25 protein-coding genes are annotated in these 19,187 nt (G+C 47.1%); 11 read left to right on the top strand and 14 right to left on the bottom strand.

Annotation, left to right across the window (positions count from 1 at the left end; translation table 11 throughout):
- Window positions 1-178 precede the first annotated feature (178 nt).
- Window positions 179-622 carry an Hsp20/alpha crystallin family protein gene (locus ACNA6I_RS04775; RefSeq protein ID WP_249931485.1) on the top strand — a complete coding sequence of 148 codons (444 nt, stop codon included), beginning with the start codon at window positions 179-181 and terminating at the stop codon, window positions 620-622.
- A gap of 11 nt (window positions 623-633) precedes the next feature.
- Here the strand turns inward: ACNA6I_RS04775 and ACNA6I_RS04770 are convergent, their stop codons facing one another.
- Both ACNA6I_RS04770 and ACNA6I_RS04765 read right to left on the bottom strand, forming a co-directional pair.
- A complete protein-coding gene (locus tag ACNA6I_RS04770) occupies window positions 634-2,040 on the bottom strand; it encodes a HAMP domain-containing sensor histidine kinase (RefSeq protein WP_048003794.1) in 1,407 nt (468 codons plus the stop codon).
- Window positions 2,037-2,717, bottom strand: coding sequence for a response regulator transcription factor (locus tag ACNA6I_RS04765; protein WP_048003795.1), 681 nt, complete (start codon window positions 2,715-2,717; stop codon window positions 2,037-2,039). Before ACNA6I_RS04765 ends, ACNA6I_RS04770 begins: the two co-directional genes overlap by 4 nt.
- Window positions 2,718-3,506: 789 nt before the next feature.
- On the opposite strand from ACNA6I_RS04765, the gene ACNA6I_RS04760 reads away from it, so the two are divergent.
- Window positions 3,507-4,283, top strand: a complete 777-nt coding sequence (locus ACNA6I_RS04760) for a 5-oxoprolinase subunit PxpA (RefSeq protein ID WP_416312997.1) — start codon at window positions 3,507-3,509, stop codon at window positions 4,281-4,283.
- Window positions 4,264-4,659, top strand: a complete 396-nt coding sequence (locus ACNA6I_RS04755; RefSeq protein ID WP_416312996.1) for a secondary thiamine-phosphate synthase enzyme YjbQ — start codon at window positions 4,264-4,266, stop codon at window positions 4,657-4,659. The genes ACNA6I_RS04760 and ACNA6I_RS04755 overlap by 20 nt, the downstream gene beginning before the upstream one ends.
- A 98-nt stretch (window positions 4,660-4,757) precedes the next feature.
- Here the strand turns inward: ACNA6I_RS04755 and ACNA6I_RS04750 are convergent, their stop codons facing one another.
- Window positions 4,758-5,147: a thiol-disulfide oxidoreductase DCC family protein gene (locus tag ACNA6I_RS04750; RefSeq protein WP_048003799.1), complete on the bottom strand. Its 390-nt coding sequence runs from the start codon at window positions 5,145-5,147 to the stop codon at window positions 4,758-4,760.
- Between the two features lie 23 nt (window positions 5,148-5,170).
- Complete coding sequence (locus ACNA6I_RS04745) at window positions 5,171-5,746, bottom strand: histidine phosphatase family protein (protein WP_416312995.1); 576 nt, start codon at window positions 5,744-5,746, stop codon at window positions 5,171-5,173.
- 120 nt (window positions 5,747-5,866) lie between these two features.
- Between ACNA6I_RS04745 and ACNA6I_RS04740 the strand changes: the two genes are divergently transcribed.
- Together ACNA6I_RS04740 and ACNA6I_RS04735 are read left to right on the top strand one after the other, a co-directional pair.
- Window positions 5,867-6,064 carry a hypothetical protein gene (locus tag ACNA6I_RS04740; protein ID WP_048003801.1) on the top strand — a complete coding sequence of 66 codons (198 nt, stop codon included), beginning with the start codon at window positions 5,867-5,869 and terminating at the stop codon, window positions 6,062-6,064.
- Window positions 6,065-6,393: 329 nt separating this feature from the next.
- Window positions 6,394-6,585 (top strand): hypothetical protein, encoded by a 192-nt coding sequence (locus tag ACNA6I_RS04735; protein WP_048003802.1) that lies wholly within the window; start codon window positions 6,394-6,396, stop codon window positions 6,583-6,585.
- Between the two features lie 28 nt (window positions 6,586-6,613).
- Here the strand turns inward: ACNA6I_RS04735 and ACNA6I_RS04730 are convergent, their stop codons facing one another.
- A complete protein-coding gene (locus tag ACNA6I_RS04730; protein WP_048003803.1) occupies window positions 6,614-7,087 on the bottom strand; it encodes an NUDIX hydrolase in 474 nt (157 codons plus the stop codon).
- 50 nt (window positions 7,088-7,137) lie between these two features.
- Complete coding sequence (locus tag ACNA6I_RS04725; RefSeq protein WP_416312994.1) at window positions 7,138-7,458, bottom strand: hypothetical protein; 321 nt, start codon at window positions 7,456-7,458, stop codon at window positions 7,138-7,140.
- Between the two features lie 147 nt (window positions 7,459-7,605).
- On the opposite strand from ACNA6I_RS04725, the gene ACNA6I_RS04720 reads away from it, so the two are divergent.
- From ACNA6I_RS04720 to ACNA6I_RS04710, 3 genes are read left to right on the top strand one after another with little or no spacing between them, the layout of a single operon-like run.
- On the top strand, window positions 7,606-8,196 hold the full coding sequence (locus tag ACNA6I_RS04720) for a TetR/AcrR family transcriptional regulator (RefSeq protein WP_231579042.1): 591 nt from the start codon (window positions 7,606-7,608) through the stop codon (window positions 8,194-8,196).
- A 6-nt stretch (window positions 8,197-8,202) separates the two neighbouring features.
- Window positions 8,203-8,547, top strand: coding sequence for a DMT family transporter (locus tag ACNA6I_RS04715; RefSeq protein WP_048003806.1), 345 nt, complete (start codon window positions 8,203-8,205; stop codon window positions 8,545-8,547).
- Entirely contained in the window at window positions 8,547-8,861 is a 315-nt protein-coding gene (locus tag ACNA6I_RS04710) for a DMT family transporter (RefSeq protein WP_148795270.1), read from the top strand. Before ACNA6I_RS04715 ends, ACNA6I_RS04710 begins: the two co-directional genes overlap by 1 nt.
- A gap of 63 nt (window positions 8,862-8,924) precedes the next feature.
- Here ACNA6I_RS04710 and ACNA6I_RS04705 read toward each other — a convergent pair whose 3' ends face one another.
- From ACNA6I_RS04705 to ACNA6I_RS04695, 3 genes are read right to left on the bottom strand one after another with little or no spacing between them, the layout of a single operon-like run.
- On the bottom strand, window positions 8,925-10,028 hold the full coding sequence (locus ACNA6I_RS04705) for a Ger(x)C family spore germination protein (RefSeq protein WP_416312993.1): 1,104 nt from the start codon (window positions 10,026-10,028) through the stop codon (window positions 8,925-8,927).
- Window positions 10,025-11,131: a GerAB/ArcD/ProY family transporter gene (locus tag ACNA6I_RS04700; RefSeq protein ID WP_251526699.1), complete on the bottom strand. Its 1,107-nt coding sequence runs from the start codon at window positions 11,129-11,131 to the stop codon at window positions 10,025-10,027. The genes ACNA6I_RS04705 and ACNA6I_RS04700 overlap by 4 nt, the downstream gene beginning before the upstream one ends.
- Complete coding sequence (locus tag ACNA6I_RS04695; protein WP_416312992.1) at window positions 11,115-12,635, bottom strand: spore germination protein; 1,521 nt, start codon at window positions 12,633-12,635, stop codon at window positions 11,115-11,117. Before ACNA6I_RS04695 ends, ACNA6I_RS04700 begins: the two co-directional genes overlap by 17 nt.
- Window positions 12,636-12,832: 197 nt before the next feature.
- Here ACNA6I_RS04695 and ACNA6I_RS04690 point away from each other — a divergent pair, with 197 nt between their 5' ends.
- Window positions 12,833-13,924, top strand: a complete 1,092-nt coding sequence (locus ACNA6I_RS04690) for an AI-2E family transporter (RefSeq protein ID WP_148795275.1) — start codon at window positions 12,833-12,835, stop codon at window positions 13,922-13,924.
- Between the two features lie 38 nt (window positions 13,925-13,962).
- On the opposite strand, the gene ACNA6I_RS04685 is transcribed toward ACNA6I_RS04690, so the two are convergent.
- From ACNA6I_RS04685 to cspD, 4 genes are all read right to left on the bottom strand, one after another.
- Entirely contained in the window at window positions 13,963-14,397 is a 435-nt protein-coding gene (locus tag ACNA6I_RS04685; protein ID WP_048003811.1) for a GNAT family N-acetyltransferase, read from the bottom strand.
- Window positions 14,394-15,116, bottom strand: a complete 723-nt coding sequence (locus tag ACNA6I_RS04680; protein WP_416312991.1) for a Type 1 glutamine amidotransferase-like domain-containing protein — start codon at window positions 15,114-15,116, stop codon at window positions 14,394-14,396. The genes ACNA6I_RS04685 and ACNA6I_RS04680 overlap by 4 nt, the downstream gene beginning before the upstream one ends.
- 126 nt (window positions 15,117-15,242) lie before the next feature.
- Window positions 15,243-16,748: an MDR family MFS transporter gene (locus tag ACNA6I_RS04675; RefSeq protein WP_048003813.1), complete on the bottom strand. Its 1,506-nt coding sequence runs from the start codon at window positions 16,746-16,748 to the stop codon at window positions 15,243-15,245.
- A 145-nt stretch (window positions 16,749-16,893) separates the two neighbouring features.
- On the bottom strand, window positions 16,894-17,091 hold the full coding sequence (gene cspD / locus ACNA6I_RS04670) for a cold-shock protein CspD (protein WP_048003814.1): 198 nt from the start codon (window positions 17,089-17,091) through the stop codon (window positions 16,894-16,896).
- A gap of 239 nt (window positions 17,092-17,330) precedes the next feature.
- On the opposite strand from cspD, the gene ACNA6I_RS04665 reads away from it, so the two are divergent.
- Window positions 17,331-17,927 carry a hypothetical protein gene (locus tag ACNA6I_RS04665; protein WP_416312990.1) on the top strand — a complete coding sequence of 199 codons (597 nt, stop codon included), beginning with the start codon at window positions 17,331-17,333 and terminating at the stop codon, window positions 17,925-17,927.
- A gap of 328 nt (window positions 17,928-18,255) precedes the next feature.
- On the opposite strand, the gene ACNA6I_RS04660 is transcribed toward ACNA6I_RS04665, so the two are convergent.
- Window positions 18,256-18,699, bottom strand: coding sequence for a hypothetical protein (locus ACNA6I_RS04660; RefSeq protein WP_048003816.1), 444 nt, complete (start codon window positions 18,697-18,699; stop codon window positions 18,256-18,258).
- A gap of 177 nt (window positions 18,700-18,876) precedes the next feature.
- On the opposite strand from ACNA6I_RS04660, the gene ACNA6I_RS04655 reads away from it, so the two are divergent.
- Window positions 18,877-19,137, top strand: coding sequence for an excalibur calcium-binding domain-containing protein (locus ACNA6I_RS04655; RefSeq protein WP_148795283.1), 261 nt, complete (start codon window positions 18,877-18,879; stop codon window positions 19,135-19,137).
- Window positions 19,138-19,187 lie beyond the last annotated feature (50 nt).

Genomic DNA, 19,187 nt, shown 5'->3' with positions numbered 1-19,187 from the left:
TTTTTCATAAACCATCTTACTACTCTTCCTAAAAAAAACCAAACAATTTTTACTGAATATCAGCATTTTTTGAGTTTGTCAGTCTGCGAACCTTCCGCCCAGAGTTGAATAGAATGTCATAAATGAACGATCCAAGAAATGGGGTGCAACAATGTTTCCATGGAACGTATTCCCTTTTATGAAAGGGATGAAACAGAATATGAATCCTCAGGAAGTGGACTCATATGTACAGGATATGATGAAAAAGATGTTTCCGGGCGGATTCGAAAGCATGATGAATGCGAACAGCACCATGGGAGGAGCCTCTCCCCAGCAGTCTGCCCATCAAAGCGGCGAGGACGGAAGCATCCCAGCACATGTATTCGAATCCTTCGATGATGTATATGTACGATTTGAATTAAAAGATGAAGGGCTGATGAAGAAGGTGAAAATTTATCATACTTCCAATCAGGCGATCATTGAAAACATCCCCTCCCAGGGCGATCGCCAAGTCCTGACGCTCCCTTGTCTCGTGAAGAAAAAAGGGGCCTCTGCCCACTTTCGCGACGGCATCCTGGAGGTGAAAATCCCCAAAAGCACGGATATGCAGTTTACAGAAATAGACGTCTCAGATCGATACTGAGACGTCCACAGTTAGACCCTATTTAATTTGATGCGGATAACGGTTCCCACCGGGTTGTTCAGGTCGGCTTCAATAGCCCCTCCGTAGTTTTGAATCAGCTTGGAGGCAATCGCAAGTCCCAAGCCATATCCACCCTTCTCCCGGCTCCTTGCTTTATCCACCCTGTAGAACCGGTCAAAAATTTTCGGAAGATCGCTTTCCGGTATGCCGATCCCTTCATCTCTGACCTCGATGATGACACGGTCCCCTCCATCCTTGAGGACCATTTCAATCACAGAGCCTGTATCTGAATATTTTACGGCATTATCGAAAATAATCGTCAACACCTGTTCAAGATGCCGAGGCTGCATGACAGCCTCGGTAGGGCCGGACAGGCTGTCAGTAATTCTGAAGGTGTAGTCTGTATGAAGGAACTCGAAGTCCCCCAGCACCTTGCCGGCCACCTTGCGGACATCCGCACGCACATTGTTCAAATCCTGCTTTTCACGGTCTGCCCTTGATAATTCAAGAAGCTCCCCAACCAGGCGCTTGATCCGCTCCAATTCTTCCAGTGAAACTTGTAATGATTCCTCCAAGATGGTGGGATCTTTTTTCCCCCAACGGTTCAGGAGCGAAAGGTGACCCTCCAGGACCTGGATCGGCGTCCTGAGCTCATGGGAGGCATCCTCGACAAACTGTTGCTGCTGTTGGAACGAATTTTCGATCTGACTCATCATGGAGTTGAAGATATGTGATAATTCCGTGATCTCATCAGCCGAGTCGCCGATATCCACCCTTTCATGAAATCCTTTCCTTTCAATGGATCGCATCGTTTCAGATAAATTATTCAAAGGCTTGACGAAATTACCGGCCATGATATATCCGATGAGTGCACTGATAAGCAGGGCACCGATTCCGATGATGGACATCATCCAGAAAAGATTTCTCATGACGGTTTCGTACCGGTTCAGCGGCTGGATGATTTCTACATACCCATTGAACTCGCTGGAACGGATCGGCGACCTTCCGATGAGCATCTTCTTGTTTTCGGATTCGATGAGATTGACAGATTTGCCTCTGACCGGCTCGAATGGGACATAGAATGACGTATCACTTTCACCCCGGATCTCTAGGACCTGATTCCCCTCTGTATCGAGGATCCTAATCGTCTGATCTTTTTCGGCAATCTGCTTCATGAGATCCTGGCTGTCAAAGATGTCCTGTTTCTGGATATTCGGACCGCGCTGTTTGAAAAAAACGGTGATTTCGTCCAGTACGCGGCCAAAACTGTTCTCTTCCTCATTGATGAGCCATTTATCGATGGCATGATATTGAAAGAAACTGAATAAAAAAAAGGCTAAAAAGATAGCAGAACCAGCCGCCAATGCCCATTTAACCTTTAAAGACGTATGTTTGAACCGATAAACCAGTTTATTCATGATCTCATCACGTAACCGGTGCCCCGTACCGTCTGGATGTAACTGTCATCCCCGGGCCCATCAATCTTATTCCGTAAATACCGGACATAGACGTCTACGACATTCGTTTCGACTTCCGTATCATATCCCCATACCTTGTTCAGGAGCACTTCCCTTGTCAATACGATATTCTGGTTCTCCATGAACGCAAGAAGAAGATCATACTCCCTCTTCGTGACTTCGATTTCTTTATCCCCTTTCAGCACCTGCCTGGACTCCTTCTTGACGACGAGATCACGATAGGTGAAGCTGGTCTGATGGACGAGCTGTGCATCGTTTTCGGACCGGCGGAACACCGCCCTCAGTCTTGCGAGGAGTTCTTCGATGGCGAAAGGTTTGATAACATAATCATCCGCACCGCTGTCGAGTCCCGACACCCGGTCCATGACACTGTCACGTGCTGTGATCATGAGGATCGGGGTCGATTTGACCTGTCGGATCCTGCGGCACACCTCCAACCCGCTCAGACTCGGAAGCATGAGATCGAGGAGGATGATATCCCATTCCTGATTCAATGCAAGGTCCAGTCCTTCACGGCCATCATAGGCCTGCCCGATCTCATAGCCTTCATAAGTCAATTCAAGTTCGATGAAACGGGACAGATTTTTTTCATCTTCTATAACTAATATTCGTTTCACACCATCACCTGCTCTGCTGCCTCTATATTCCTTATTTTAGTCTATTTTTATCAAAAATAAAATCTTGAATGGCATGAATGATTTCTACACCTTGATACGCAAAGAGTGAAATGGCTGTAAGACTGAAGAATAATACAGGTATAAATCGTATCCACATGATTTTTACCTCCCTTTGATTTAACAACATTATCTCCCCTCAAGATTAAATTTCCATGAGAATGAGATGAATTTTCTTTAACGTAGCGAGAAAGATTATCGAAAATCCAATTGGTTGACATAATAATATTATAGATATCTTATGTTAGTTGTCCATCATAACGTGGTAGAGTATTCCATATGGTACATATAAACGATATGTTAGGAGTGATAATCCTGATCTGGCTGATGATATGCCTGCTTCTGTCCATAGTGGCGATTGAAGAGGGAATAAACTTCTTCTTGCGGAGGAAACTGTTTGAAAGGACCCGTGATTACAAAGGTCTGCTGAGAAGGATTCTAGAGGGTTTGGGTGCAGTGATGCGTCTGAAAAGACAAAAAAAGAAGACAAAAGCTTCAGCATGACTTTTGTCTTCAAAGGAAAGAAATTAGAATGGGTCTTATAACATAAAGATTTTACCATACGAACCTGATTCATATGTTTGGGAGTGAAATCCTTATTCATAAGCAAGATTCATTGTAATCGTAAAAAAAGTGAATACAATTAAAGTAAGATTAAAATTCAATGAGAATTTCATTTTTTTTCGTTGGACCGACGAGAATGGGATTGAAGGATCTGGAGAGGATGGTTGGATGATTGATATGAATTGTGATTTGGGAGAGGGTTATGGTCGTTATTCGGTCGGGGATGACAACGCCATCATGGCATATGTGACATCGGTCAATATCGCCTGCGGTTTTCACGCGGGGGATCCTGCAGTGATGAGGAAAACCGTTGATCTTGCGGCAACGGCCGGGGTTTCCGTTGGTGCCCACCCCGGGTACCCCGATATTCAAGGGTTTGGAAGAAGGGAAATGAACATGGATCCTGAAGACGTATCAGCCATGATTCAGTATCAGATCGGGGCACTAACTGCCTTCACGACTGCCAAGGGCATCCGTCTGACCCACGTGAAGCCTCACGGGGCACTATACAATACAGCCGCACGCGACCCCCTTATTGCGCAGGCGATCGCCAGGGCGGTCCATGCTTTGGACCCTGACTTGATCCTATATGGGCTGTCTGGGAGTGAACTGACTAGAGCTGGGAGAAGCGCTGGCCTTAAGGTGTTTGAAGAAGTATTTGCCGATCGTTCGTATGAAGAAGACGGTACTCTCTCGCCACGGCATCTTTCCGGAGCCGTGCTCGCCGAATCGGAGGCGCTGGATCAAGTGAAGGAAATGATCGAGCATGGACGTGTACGCACGAGAACGGGAGCGGTCATCCCTCTTAAGGCGGATACCATCTGTGTACATGGGGACCATCCTTCCGCCATCCGTCTGGCAGCAAGGATCTGCGAGCTCTTACATACGCTATCACCCAATTCGATTAAAGGAAGGAGAGAATTCCATGAAAATCATTCAGATTGAAACCACCAAACGTGATGAAATGATTGATATCACCCGTGCGGTTCAGGACTTTGTGGATTTCAAAGATGTGAGTACAGGGGCCGTCATCGTTCAATCCCTCCACACGACTGCCGGCATCACTGTGAATGAAAATGCTGATCCCGATGTGAAGACCGACTTCCTTAGAAGACTCGATGAAGTATTCCCATGGGAGCATCAGTCTGATCTGCACGCTGAGGGGAACACAGCCGCACATCTAAAAACATCCACTACAGGACACGGCCAAACCATCCTTATACACGAAGGCGAACTTCTTCTCGGCACATGGCAAGGAATCTATTTCTGCGAATTCGACGGACCTAGGAAACGATCATTTGCCGTTTCCCTTCTGACATGAGCGTGCTGCGTCCACCTGCCTTATAAAAAGAAAGAATCGGGATCCGTCCACGCAGGACGGATCCCGATTCTTTTTGATGCTGGAACATACAGATATGGTCAAGGTAAAAAACGGTCCCTGACTTCCTTTGAAGGAATGCTGCATTGCTCTTTTTGCCCAAACCACTTATACCTTTTCTTGGCAAATTGCTTATAGGCGGCATCGCGCAGGCGGCGGGGAATGATCCGACCGAGCTTCCCCAAAGAATAAGGGAAGCGAAGCTCACTTGAAATCCTGATGATGGCATCTGATTCCGTGAACGCGCCTCTGTCATCGATGAGGACGATGCTATCGATTTCCTCCTGAAGCCTATATTGAGCCAACAGTTCAATTCCGGTTTCACTTTGCAGGGAAGCAAATTGAAAAACCTTCCTTTTGTCGTGGCGGATGATAAACTGGACCGATCGGTCACAAAAGTTGCAGACTCCGTCGAATAAAATGATGGCCATCTCCATCCCCCCTTTCTACTAGGTCACGCACCGGTACTGGATAAATGATCAATCACATTATATCCCCTCACCTGCCATGAATCCTCTAAATAATGGAGGTGATTGATGCACCCGTTGAAGAGCTTCACCTCTTGTTGTGCGTCGAGATGGAATAGCCTCAGGATGGCTGCAATGACGCCACCGTGGGAAACCAATAGGATTCTCTTACCGGGGTAGCACTGCAGGATGGTGGATAGTCCTGCCATGATCCGGTCATTGAGGTCCTCGTCAGATTCCATCCCCGGAAAGTCAAACCCTTCATAGGACGCTCTCCTCTCCTCCCTCGTCAGTCCTTCCCCTTCACCGAACCCCCGCTCCATGAACTCATCCATGATCTCAATAGGAAGATTCATCTTTTCATTGATGATTTCTCCTGTTTCCCTGGCGCGATTCAGAGGTGTCGTGATCATCACATCCCAATCATCTCCGTACAGATGATCCCTGCACTCCCGGGCCTGTTTTCTTCCTGCTTCATTAAGGGGGATATCTGTCTGCCCCTGAAGTCTCCCTGCTTTATTCCAATCCGTCTGACCGTGTCTGATCAAGCAAATCTGTGTCAAATGAATGTACCCCCTGTCAGGTGTTTTCATCCAGTGTACTACAAAGCGGCTGTCAGTGGGGAGCATGAGGTTTGGAAAACGCATACAAGGGAAAAGGATGGAAAGGGAGGGATATGATCCATGAAACCTGAAACCATCATTCAAAAAGATGCCGGGGATGAAATCAAGGAAGTCCTCGTCGACGGCCTGCAGCGTGACCTGACGGAGGACGAACGTGCACTCGTTGATCAATGGACTTCAAGCTTTGACAAGCCTGAGAGGGCAACGATCATCAATATGCTGAAAGAGCTCCTCAATAAGCATAAACGCCATGATTGAGCGATAAAAAAATGCCGCCCTGCTTCTGAGAAGGGACGGCATTTTTTATCGGTCATGTGTGAGGTCAAGCAGACGATCGATGTCGATCCGGTAGATTGGTCGAGACAGTTCTTCTTCTCCAAGGTCCACGGTATTCTCAAGCAATTCATCTATGTTCATCATGCAGCCTCCTAACAGTGTTGCTATTCCCGTTTTGTTCGTCACATAATCATTCGTACAGCATCCATTTTTTTTGTGGGTCTTTTTGAGGGGAACGATTGAATGAACAGGATAAGTATGTTACGTTAAACGTGAATCATCGGTTGTTTGATGGTTCGAGGAGGCCAACAATGAAACGATTCTCCATGCTTCATGTCCCTGAAGATAGGAATACTGGCCGTCCATCCATCATGATCCATATCCTTCCGACCACCGGTCATTATATCGCGGTCGGGCAGTCATCCGGTCACTACGGAAAGGCTTTCGGTCGTTATGAAAAGCTTACCGCATACCATGCATACCTGGATATCATCTCTAGATAATGAGATAGACGTATAAAAGACGGCGCTTCTAAGCGTCGTCTTTTTGATTATTCTTCATTCCTAGGAAGTCTGCCACCATCCTCCTGTGACTTGCCACCATGTTGTCTGGCACGTCTTTCGGGGATATGAATTCCAGCTTCGTTCCTTCTGAACGCTGCAGCTTCAGGTCTCCTGTAAACTCTTCTGAGTGAAAACAGATTGTAACGGAATAGAATTGATCCCCATTCGCTGCTTCTATGTACTGATCTTGGCCGGAATAGACACTCACCAGATGAAGGCGCCCCACGTCAAGATTCGTTTCTTCCTTCACTTCCCTACGCGCCGTTTCCTCAGCGGATTCGCCTAGTTCCATCAGACCTCCGGGAAGACCCCATTTTCCCGCGGGGAAGGTGCGCCTTTGCAGAAGGATCCTGCCTTCCCCATCAGTCAGGATGACCGTGGAACCGACAAGATTCACCGGCCTTGTCCCGATCAGTGACCGCAGTTCTTCAATATAGCCCATTCAGACCCCCACCTTTAAAGCGATTGTACCGAATTCCCCCTCGCCTGTCATCATTTCCTACTGATTTTAGTAAGTTGGCCTTCTATCACGGTGATCTTTACCTTTTCCCCCACCCGATAATCCAAGTACCGGTCGCAGTCGACCTCATAGGTTGTTTCGTTACTGAAAGTAATGGAACATCCGGGACCAGAAACGTCGATTTCCCGACCGGTTTTAACACCCTTGGCCTTTTTTTCATCAATCGGATAATATTTTTCTTCGATGGTCAACCAACCGTTTCCCGAGCTGCCCATCCACTTAACCCATGCAAGTCCGATCAAAAAGACGACCAGTATACCAAGCACAAAGAGTTTAATACTGATTTTCTTCACGTTCACCCTCCTAGATACTGTACTAGAAGGTATATGCCGAGAAAAAGACATTCATGAAAAATGGATTTCTCTTTACAGGGAAAAGTAAATGGAGTATAGTTTGACTACCGACCGTTAGTTAGTTAAAAGGGGGGGATTACATTGAAAATGGATAACAAGAAAAAAATAAAAGAGACAGCCCTGGATTTATTCGGTCAAAAGGGCTATGAAGAAACCTCTTTAAGTGATATTGCAACTGTGGTTGGAATTAAAAAGCCTTCCATCTACAATCATTTTTCGAGCAAAGAAGAGATTTTCACTGAAGTCATTGAAGATCTCATACAGTCTGAAATCAATTCCTATCACAGGCTATATGACAATGAATATCCAGGCTCCGCCATCGAACAGGTGCGCAAGGTCTTTGACTCTTTCTGCCATCGTCTGTTGACGACACAGGAGGCGCGCTTGTGGAAACGGGTAAGCTTTTACCCTCCTGAGCCCTTCAAGGAATTCATCAGCAAAAAGTTCTATGAGCTTGAAGTTGAATACAGTCAGCTGCTCCGCTCCATTCACGACAGTGGAAAAAGGAGCGGATACTTTATGCACATCGACGTGGAACAATTCACTGCGTCATTCTTATGCCTTATTGACGGGGTATTCCTCGAGCATCACTACTATACGGAAGAGATATTCAAAGAGCGCATCGAGTCGGTCTGGAAGGTATATGAACTCGGACTGACTAACAGCAAAGGAGTGTAGAACATCATGGGTTGGATTTATGTCATCATCGGGGGGATCTTGGAAATCGGCTGGGCGACCGGACTCTCCCTTTCAGAAGGATTCACGCGTCCCGTTGCAAGCACCATCACGGCCATCCTGATCTTGATCAGTTTTTATTTCTTTTCAAATTCAATGAAGCTCCTTCCCATCGGGACGGCCTATGCAGTCTTCACGGGGATTGGTGCTGCCGGAACAGCCATCGTCGGTATGTTCATTCTCGGTGACGGGGTCAGCATGCTGAAGATCTTATTCGTTGCTCTACTCATATTCGGGATCATCGGGCTGAAGCTGAGCGACAAGGAAGAAAAAGAAGAAAGGGGGGCTCAGTAATGGCATGGCTCGCACTGATTGCCGCAGGATGCTGCGAAGTGGTCATGGTTTCGTTCATGAAGCTATCGGAAGGATTTAAAAGGATCATCCCGACAGCTGCCTGCTTCATTGCAGGAGCACTGAGCTTCTATCTCCTGTCTGTTGCCCTTTTGGAGATACCCGTCAGCACTGGGTATGGAATCTGGACGGGTATCGGATCTGCCGGTGCCGTCCTCATGGGGATGATTTTTTTCAAGGAAGCAAAGGACGTCAAGCGGATCGCTTTCATTCTCTGTATTGTAGGAAGCATCATCGGGTTGAAGTTGGTATCATAGAAATTGTAAAGCAAATAACGGATGGAGCCCCGCGGGGAGCCATCCGTTTTTTGTAATGAAAGGTCAATTGATGATACCCGTACCGACAATGTGAAGTTCCACCTTTGGATGGAAGGTGATGCGTTGGTATTCTTCCTTCCAATTCAGTTCCTTCCACACTTCGGGATGGAAAGCAATCAGTTCGCGCCCCAGACCGAGAACATCGGAATTGGCATCTTGGACTTTTTCAATCGTCTCCTCGAGCCTTTTCGTCATATTTTTGGAGATCACGTCATTCAGTCGATCTAATTCCTTTTGATCAAAAAGACGATTCGGCGGGTACTCCACCACATTGATATTAGATTTCAAGGATAGATTCACATGGATGTTACCCGGTTCCAATGAGGAGAATTCCACTTTCACCTTGGGCTTTACGATATTGAAGGTGATATAGTTCTGGATATTCGGCTCTTTTCCCGAATTCACTTTTGTCACAAAGCGGGCCACTTTTGACTTCTGTTTCATCATGATAAGCATCAATGCAGATTGTGAATAGTCCAACTCGCCGGTCATGCGCCGTTCGTCGAACAACGCCGTTCCATTCAATACGATTTCATCATTCTTATATTCAAACATGGGAAGCATGAAATCTCTCCCTTCATCGAACATGATGGTACAAATCGTTTGCAGATTGGCTTTCGGAACCTCAGTCACGGACTCGGCTGAAGAAATCGATTCGATGATATACTCAGAGATCAACACGTTGTTTTCAATCAAGTGCATGAGATAAGGTCCTGCATCCCCCCTGGTGATGGCAATCTTGGAGGAAATCGAACTATTCGGATCCCGGTAGAAGATATCGAGGAAATCATAGATATCTTCTTTTGCTAAGCTTTCCCCAAGCAGGAAGACCCTGTTCTTCGAAGGTTCAAAGTTGTCGGATACCTTCTTATCGAGGTGAATCCTGACGTCACGAATGGTATGACCTGTTCCGGAGACTTCCAGATTGGTGGGGACCCCTTCTTTGAAGTCGCGGATGACTGCAGTCCCCCTGATCTTTTCCTTATCCTCTGTCAAGTCAAAAGCGGATGAATACACAAGCCTGCTTCTTTTTAAAAGCCGCTGATCCCAGCACCCCGAAAGAATCACCTGAGACAATATAAGCAAAACAACAAGGAACTTCTTCAATTCGACGCACCCTTTCCTTTTTTCTTGATGAAAGAGAGGAGCAGCAAGGCGATGGGAATACAGCAAACCAGCAAGAAGGAGAATCTGATCACAAACATATTATAGGTATCAATCTGCTCAATCCGATAAAGGACCGCGATCGAAAAGCTGATGCTCCCGTACAGAATCAAAATCCAGGTACCCTTTTTCTTTGACAACTCCTTAAAAAAGTACCGCGTCCCTTCGATTGACAGGAATAGATAGCTTGTAAGGGAAGTGACCACGTTGACGATCCAGAGCGACAAAAATACCAGGTCGATCCTTTCAATGATCTGCAGATTCAGCGATTTCACGAAGTAAAGGACCGGTTGAGGGACGATCTCAATCTCGGTCGGACTGAACACGATGGTACTAACGATCATCATAATCGCATAGATGATCGTCACGAGCCAGTTGGCCACGGACGCGGATTTTAGAATGGCCTTTGATCCCAAGTCCTTGAAGTGATGGTACAGGATCAGCATGAGCTCAAAGCCGAGCATGGAGAAGTACGCTTCCCTTGCCCCCTTCAACCAAGAGAGTCCAAAATGGGCACCTACCGGGAATAAATATCGGAAATCCACGGGATACGTACCGACCACGATGAAAGAGATGATTAGCAGAAAGACAATTAACAACGAAACCACAACATAAATATTACTGATGGTATCGATATGCTCTCTCGCAAGGTAGATTGCCGTCAAAACCAAAAGCATCATCAGGATCCATTTTGGCGTATAGATCAGCATCCATGTTTTGATCACTTTAGTCGAGTACATAAGGATGAGCGCCGTCACCAAAACGCCGTAAATAATATAGATGAGGTTGATTCCCGTACCGATATACTTTCCCGTCAGAAGCTTGGAATATTGGAATAGCGACTGATCAGGAAACCGTTTTGCCAGGAGCCACAAAATCGTAATGATCACCTGGACCAAACAGCCTGAGAGAAAGACAGAGATCCATCCATCCTGTTTAGCCTCCAGGAAGACATTGTAGGGCAGCCCGAGGATCCCCACCCCGATCTGGGTTTGGATGATGAAAAAGACGAGTTGGGTCTGGGTTCGCTTACTTGGACTCATCATGTTTCTTCCATTCTCTCGCTTTTGATGATTTCCAGTCATATTGAGCCTGGACGTCCTTTGGCCTCTCCTTCATGAGCCAGATCGGCACCCTGATGAAGGTATCACGCAACGCCTTCACATCGAGGGGGGCCACCGGATACAAGTACGGCTGACCCAGGGAGGTGAGCGTGGCCATATGGATCAAGATTACAACAAGACCGATGATGATGCCGAAAAATCCGAACAATGACGCCAGAACCATGAGCGGGAAACCGAGCACACGGATCGATGTACTCAATTCGTTCGAGGGGATGACAAAGGAAGATATGGCTGTGATGGCCACGACGATGATCATGGTGTTGGACACAAAGTGAGCCTCCACAACAGCCGTCCCGATGACCAAACCTCCCACGACACCGATTGTTTGAGCGATAGGGTTCGGAAGGCGGATGGCCGCTTCCCGCAATAACTCCAGAGTGAATTGCATGATGGCAGCTTCTATGAGCGGCGGGAACGGGAGATATTCCAGGGAATTTTTGATCGAAAAGATGATGTCCACTGGGATGATCTCGTAGTTATAGGAAATGACAGCAATATAGCTAGCAGGCAGGCACAAAGTCGTAAGGTAGCTCACCAGCCTGATCATTCTAAGGAAGGAGCCTGTGGTCGTCCTCGTATTATAGTCTTCCGACGTCTGAAAGAAACTGAAGAACGTGACCGGAAACACAAGGGCAGTGGGACTTCCCTCCATGAGCAACAAGACTCTTCCCTCCATCAGGTTCGCTACCGCACGGTCCGGCCGTTCAGTGTTCAGGAACTGAGGAAATGGGGAAAGCGTGCTGTCTTCCAGGAACTCTTCGAAATGGCCGGGTGATTGGATGCTGTCTACATCGATATAGCTGATGCGACGCTCAATCTCCTGGATCAGTCCCGGGTTCGTCAGCTCGGAAATGAAAATAAGTGCGTATTTCGTTCTCGTGGTTTCACCGGCATTGGCGTATTTCACCGTCACCTTTTCATTGGTGATCCTCTGCCGGATGAACTGGACGTTTTCCGTGATTTCTTCCCCAAATCCCTGATGGGACCCCCGTATGACTTTTTCATTCGTCGGCTCCACCCTGTGGGCAGACTGATCCTTCGGAATGGAAACGAGAGTCATCGTTTCCCGTCCCTCTTCAATGAGGGCACATCGGCCGTCAACGAGACCGTCGAGAAGTATCTGGAAATCTTCCGTTTCCTTGACGTTTCCGCTGTGAACAACATTCCCTAGTTCACCACGGGGCATTTCCTGAATCGGTTTGATCACGATATCCTGAAGGCTCTTTACCTCGATGATCGAATCTATGTAAATCAGTTTCAACGCCCGATCATTGAATACAAGATCTCGGATGAACAGATCGTCTGTCTTGAATAACCCTTCTTTGATGAAAGCAATCTTTTCATCCAGACCATTGTGTTCGTCCTTTCCTTCTACCGGCAGAGGCTTAAGTTTCCGAATCGGCCTTTTAAGATTCTTCCCTTTCATAGCAAGCACCCTCAATATAGAGAAATTATTAGGCTTAGCGTTCTCCACGCATCTGTAAAATATTCAGGGATGGGACGTCATGGACTTCAGATCGGATGATGAAAAATATCACTTGGAAGGAAACGTTTTAAGTATGTACCTCCACCTGCTTTTTGGTATACTGTATCCATTACATACCTATCTCAGGAGTGAATCAGTTGACCAAGAAGAAATTTTATACGTGGACCCTGCAAATCTTAATTATCCTCACCATCATTTTCGTCTCAACGAAGATCTCGTTCCTGTTCCAACCGATCGCCGTTTTCGTCTCGACACTGTTTTTCCCCATCGTGATCTCAGGATTCCTCTACTTCCTGCTGAATCCCGTTGTCAATCTGTTGGAAAAGGCACGGCTGCCAAGGACCATCGCCATCATCGTCCTCTATGCCGCCATTGTCGGGATTTTGGTCCTCATCATCGGGAATGTGGCACCGATCATCTACAAGCAGATCACGGGCCTGTTCAATGAGCTGCCGAATTATGCCGATCAAACCAAACAGTTCGTCGAGTACCTGTCTGAAACGAAACAATTCAAATGGGTCATGGCACAAGACTATGTATCCATAAAAGACATCGAGAACCAGCTTATGGGCATTGCCAATTCCCTTCCTAATAATATTACGTCGGGAATCAAAGGTATCGTCAGCATCGTAACGAATATCACTGTCTTGATTGTAACGGTTCCGTTCCTTCTGTTCTTTATGTTCAAGGACGGATATAAACTTCCTGGTGCGATTGCCAAATTCATGCCGGCAAGTTATAGGGAAGAAGGCGTTAAAACGCTGAAGGAGACCGGTGCTACACTAGCCGCTTATATCCAGGGACAATTGACGGTTGCGTCATTCGTCGGGACGCTTACGTTCATCGGATATCTCATCATTGGTCTTCCTTACGCCCTCGTAATGGCACTGATCGGAGCGGCAACTAACATCATACCGTTCCTTGGACCATTCCTCGGCGCGGCACCAGCTGTGATCATCGGCCTCTTTGATTCTCCGACGAAAGCCGTCCTCGTTATCGTCGTCGTTGTCATCGCCCAGCAGATCGAAGGGAACTTCCTGTCTCCCCTCATCCTCGGAAAGCGCCTGGATACCCATCCGGCGACAATCATCATCTTATTGCTGGTAGCCGGAAATCTTGCCGGAATCGTGGGCATGATCCTTGCCGTGCCGTTCTACGCGGTCATGAAGACAATCGTTTTGAACCTTCTCAAGATCATCAGGATCCGACGCTCCACAATCAAAGAATGAAGAAAAGGCCCTGCAGGCAATGCAGGGCCTTTTCTTATTCAGAAGATCTTATACATAACATAATGCGGACCGATTTCCGGAATGAGGAATTCTTCTCCGGCTTTCTCTAGGCCTAGCTTTTCATAGTATGGTACAGCCGTGGTTCTCGCATTGCACCACCATGCCCCCGAACCCTTGGTCTCCATGACCGATTCAGCGTAGGCAATGAGCTTGCTGCCCATCCCCTTCCCTCTTTCCTTTTCCAGAGTCGCCATCCCGCGGAGCCTATATTGATTCCGTTGTGACAGTGATTTCTCTTGTTCGTGATAAAAGGATCCGATACACACCAATCGATCTTGAAGATAGATGCCGATATGGAACGTTTGCTCATCTTTGTCCCCTTCATACATACACGCATCAAGAGACTGTCCCGGCCTCAATACTTCATGCCTCAATCCATACGTTTCTTCTGCAGGGATTTCCTTTATGATCATGGCTTGACCCCCTTTGGAAGCTCTCCTATTAAATAATCACAGTCCAGCTTTTTCTCGGATATGACCTTATCCTTTATGTCCACCCTATAGGCGGAAGCGTGTGGTCGAGAAGTGAGGACTCTCGTCAATTTCCCGTCCACAAAATGAAGTGCAGCTCCGTCATCAGCCCCATACCCTTCAGGGATCAATCCCTGCTTGATAAACGAATGGAATGCCGGTCTTCTCTCTGTTTCTCCGTCATAGTGGGGGGAATGGCTTCCCTCGATAAATCCGAGGCCATGGACGATATCTAGTTCGTCTCCAAATGAGTCCGTTACACCGCTGTCGAACCAGCAGATCGAACCGGCACTCAGGCCCGACATAATAATTCCGTCTTCGTAGCCTTTTCTCAAAATTCTGTCCACACCCCACTCCCTCCAGAGGGCGAGCATGCTTTTGGTATTCCCTCCCCCTACGTAGACAATATCATGGTCGAGAATAAACCCTTCCAGGTCTCTTACTGGAGGTTTGAAGAGCGATAAATGGATAGGGATGCAAGGAAGAGAATTGAATGCATCGTAAAAGCGCTTGATGTATCCTTCCGCATCCCCGCTAGCTGTTGGCAGAAACAGGATTTTGGGCGATGTTTTTTCCGATTGATCCAGTATGTATTGATCCAGGGCAAGGTTATCGGGTTCCATTGAGAATCCCCCGCCGCCCATTGCGATGATTTGCTTCATGATGATACGCCTCCTTTGCTTACTGGTATTCGACATCCTCCTCCCTATTTCCTTTAAGTGAACGATCAACTGACTTCCATCAAAAAAGGAACCTGCCGTCATGACAGGTTCCACAGTTCGGGTTGGTCAGCCTTTTTTCGGCTTGGTTTTAGATACTTCCAATCTGGATTTCCCCATCAGGTAAACAAACACAACGGCAATTCCAAGTGGAATGAGTGCATAAGCGAACGTATGGGTGATGGAGTCAGACATGGCCTGAGTGATTTTGCTGAGAACCTCATCAGGGATCTTATCACGCATTTCAGCAGAGAATAGGCTGCTTGAATCACCAGAAGCCATTCCCCCTGATTTACCGAATGCATCCTCCAGATTCGAAGCAAAGAACTTTGATTGCATCGCACCGAAAAGTGTGATCCCGATGGTCATCCCAAGAGAGCGGAAGAACGAATTCGTTGAATTCGCTGAACCCCTGTAACGTGGTTCGAGCTTATGGATCGTTGCATTCGGCAGAAGTGAGAAGGAAAACCCTACGCCAAATCCACTGATGACCATGTAGACCGTAAGGAGCCACCTGCTCGTATCAGGACCGACCGTCGATAGAAGAGCCATCCCGATGATAAAGGAAATGATGGAGATCCACATGATATTCCGATAGCTCGTCTTGGACATGGAAATCCCCGCCACTGCACTCCCGACGACGGAACCGAGCATGAGCGGTGTGAGGACAAGACCGGCATTCGTCGCCGATCCCCCGTAAACCGCCTGAACGAAGATCGGGATCAGGATGGTCAGGATGATGAAGGTCGCTCCGTACAGGAATGCCAATGCCTGAGCAGAGGCAAAAAGCGGTCTCTTAAACATCCAGAATGATATGATCGGTTCAGCAGCCTTTCTTTCGATCATCAAGAATGCGATAAAGAAAATCAAAAATCCTGCGAACAGAGAAAGGATCTGCCAGGAAGTCCAGGCATATTCCTTTCCTCCGAATTCAAGTCCGAACATCAAGCTGACGACGGCAACCACGAGGGTGATCGCTCCTCCCCAATCAATGCGCTGATCGGAACGTTCAGGCGATTCCTTGTATGAACCCAGGATGAAAATCAATGAAAGAAGACCGATAGGGAGGTTCACATAGAAAATCCAGTGCCATGAGAAATTGTCCGTCAAGAACGCCCCGATCAACGGACCGAAGACGGAGGACGAACCGAAGACGGCTCCGAGGAGCCCGGTCATTTTCCCTCGTGCTTCAGGAGGAAAAATGTCAAAAACAATCGTGAAGGCAATTGGCATCAATGCTCCTCCACCGATACCCTGGATTGCACGGAAAATACTGAGCTGGACGATGCTTTGTGAAAGACCGCACAGGACCGATCCAAGCAAAAACACAAATAAGCCGAACACGAAGAATTTTTTCCTGCCGTACATATCAGACAGTTTCCCGAAAATCGGCATTCCCGCCATGACCGCAACCATATAGGCGGACGTTACCCATACGAACTTATCTGCACCGTTTAAGTCGGCGACAATGGCACCCAAAGCGGTCGCTACGATGGTATTGTCCATCGCAGACATAAGGATGGCCAAAAGAAGTCCCGCAAGGACTAGTTTGGACCCTTTTTGTTCTACTACCACTGTTCTACACCCTTTCTATATGTCTAAAGTGTCATATAATAATATCGTAGTTAATTATAACCCTTTTTTACATGATGTCCAATTCAAACTCTCCGCAAAAAAACAGGGAGCGTGATCACGCTCCCTGTCCGGAAATCGACAATGATTACTTTTGAACGTTGGCTGCCTGAGGTCCACGGGCCCCTTCAACGATTTCAAATGTCACGTCCTGTCCCTCTTCCAACGTCTTGTATCCATCACCTTGAATCGCGGAGAAATGAACGAATACATCGTCCTGGCCTTCGACTTCGATGAAGCCGAAACCTTTTTCGGCGTTGAACCATTTTACTTTACCCTGTAGCATAGATCATAGACCTCCCCGTGCAGCATGCACATTAAAATGTTACTATTCCTGCTCTGATTAAGATTCAAGACGGAAGATTTTCTATCAAGATAATTAACCGAACAAAAATAACTACCTATACTATAACAGTATTTTTCAGAAAACTCAATATTCTCAATTCATTTTATTCATGCAGTTTAGCGTGCACGATTTAAGGTTAGAAGAGTAGCATCACATAAAAATGGAACGGAGGAAAACGAATGATCTTGGTGTGGCTCCTGCTCATCCTTTATACAATCTTCCTTGCCCCTGGATCAGGGAGGGATGTGATCTTTCATGCCCTGATACACGGAGAATTCTCCAATGTGGAACCTCTGGTGGTGACCATTTTCTCTCTCCTCGGGGTTTTTCCCTTGCTCTTCGCTTCCATCCTCCTGCAGGATCGCAGGAGCGGTGCCTGGCCATTCGTCCTTTTATCCATGGGAACAGGAGCCTTCAGTCTCCTCCCTTATTTCCACTTAAGGGGACGTTTCAAGGAGATTGAGAAGATCGTCACTCCTGTCTGGCTCATGAGAGTGACCTCCTCCAGATCGTTTATCGGCATCATCGTGGTTTTGTTCATTTTGTCGCTATTACCTCTGACAGGAGGGATTTCTTTGAATGCCTACGGGGACGCATTCATGCAATCTTCCCTGGTCAGTGTCATGACCGTCGACTTCCTGATCCTCGTTCCCTTATCCTGGTATGCCATGAAAAGGTTCCGCGGCATTTCTTCCCCCGCTGCGTTCATCCCGATCATCGGTCCAGCCGTTCTTCTATGGAAGCAGAGGGGAAAGAAGGATAATGAAAGGACGTAATGAATACGAGGTTGGGACAAAATAATAGGTACCATTTCATGACGAACACGATCCGTATAGGTTCTTTATGCCGCTCATGATTTCCGTACAAGACTCCGCTTTCCCCGGGTAGCCCGTGAGCGTCCCCGGCAAGCCTGCGGGGCCCCGCATCAGCTACTCTTCCCGCATGAGTCTTCGTCTTGCACTCCCATCAACCGCTGCAAACAATGAAATGAAAAGTAAATGGTCATCAAACAAATTTAAAACCCGAATTCATTTGCCTGACCCTAGGCAAATGAATTCGGGTTTTACTATGACTAAAACACTTCTGTCCCAGCCTCTTTCTCGATCAATTTTCTTTCAATTCATGTATTGTACGGTCGTCGATTAGTCCTTTCTCATTGACGATTTCTATCGTCACGGACTCCTTATCTTTATCCCGGATGTCTTTCATGATTTGTTTGAGGGTCTCTTTGTTTTTGAGCGGGACCGTCACTTCCTGGATCACATCGCCCTCTTTTTCCTTTCTGCTCTTCAACTCTTTGTCTGTATAAACCAAGTCGGTACCCACTGCTTCTTTCAACGTGTTGCCTTCTAAGAAGAAGCGCGTCTGGTATGGTGTCCCCGGTTCAAGTTCCTTATCTGTCACAATGGCCGTAAAGGTAAGTTCTCCTGCTTCTTCATCCACTTGCACGCTCCCTCCCTTGATCATCTCCGCCGCATTACGATTACAGCCGGTGATCAATAGGAGAAGCACCATTCCCACTGCCAATACGTATATTTTCTTTTTCACTGTCAGATCCCCCTCTAAAGTTGTGCCTTTTCATTTTACATGAATGTCGTACGGAATCCTACTTCTATGGCGCTGTGACATGCTTCAAGTCTACTTTTATTAAATGACAGCTCGGAAAGGAATTTCCTTTCTTTTGTCGAATATACTTTCTCATCCATACAGAAAGGAAGGATTCCGATGAAGAAGATGATCGGTTGTGCACTCATTCTCTCACTCTCGCTCGCTTCACTGGGTGTTCCCGCCACTGAGGCAGCTGCCGCCAAGAAGTATAAAAACTGTACCGAACTGAACAAAGACTACAAAGGCGGTGTCGCCAGGGCGAAAGGTGTGAAGAATAAAGGCGGAAAGACAAAATACACCCCGCATGTTTCAAAAGCACTTTATGATGCCAATAAGAGTAAGGATCGTGACAAAGACTCCATCGCATGTGAAAGGTAACGAGCAAACCAAATAGGGACATCCGTCACTTCAATGTGCGGATGTCCCTA

This window comes from Rossellomorea sp. FS2, assembly GCF_047915635.1.
GTDB lineage: Bacteria > Bacillota > Bacilli > Bacillales > Bacillaceae_B > Rossellomorea > Rossellomorea marisflavi_A.
The sequence above is the reverse complement of the archived record's forward strand: the minus strand, read 5'-3'. Positions and strand labels throughout refer to the sequence as shown.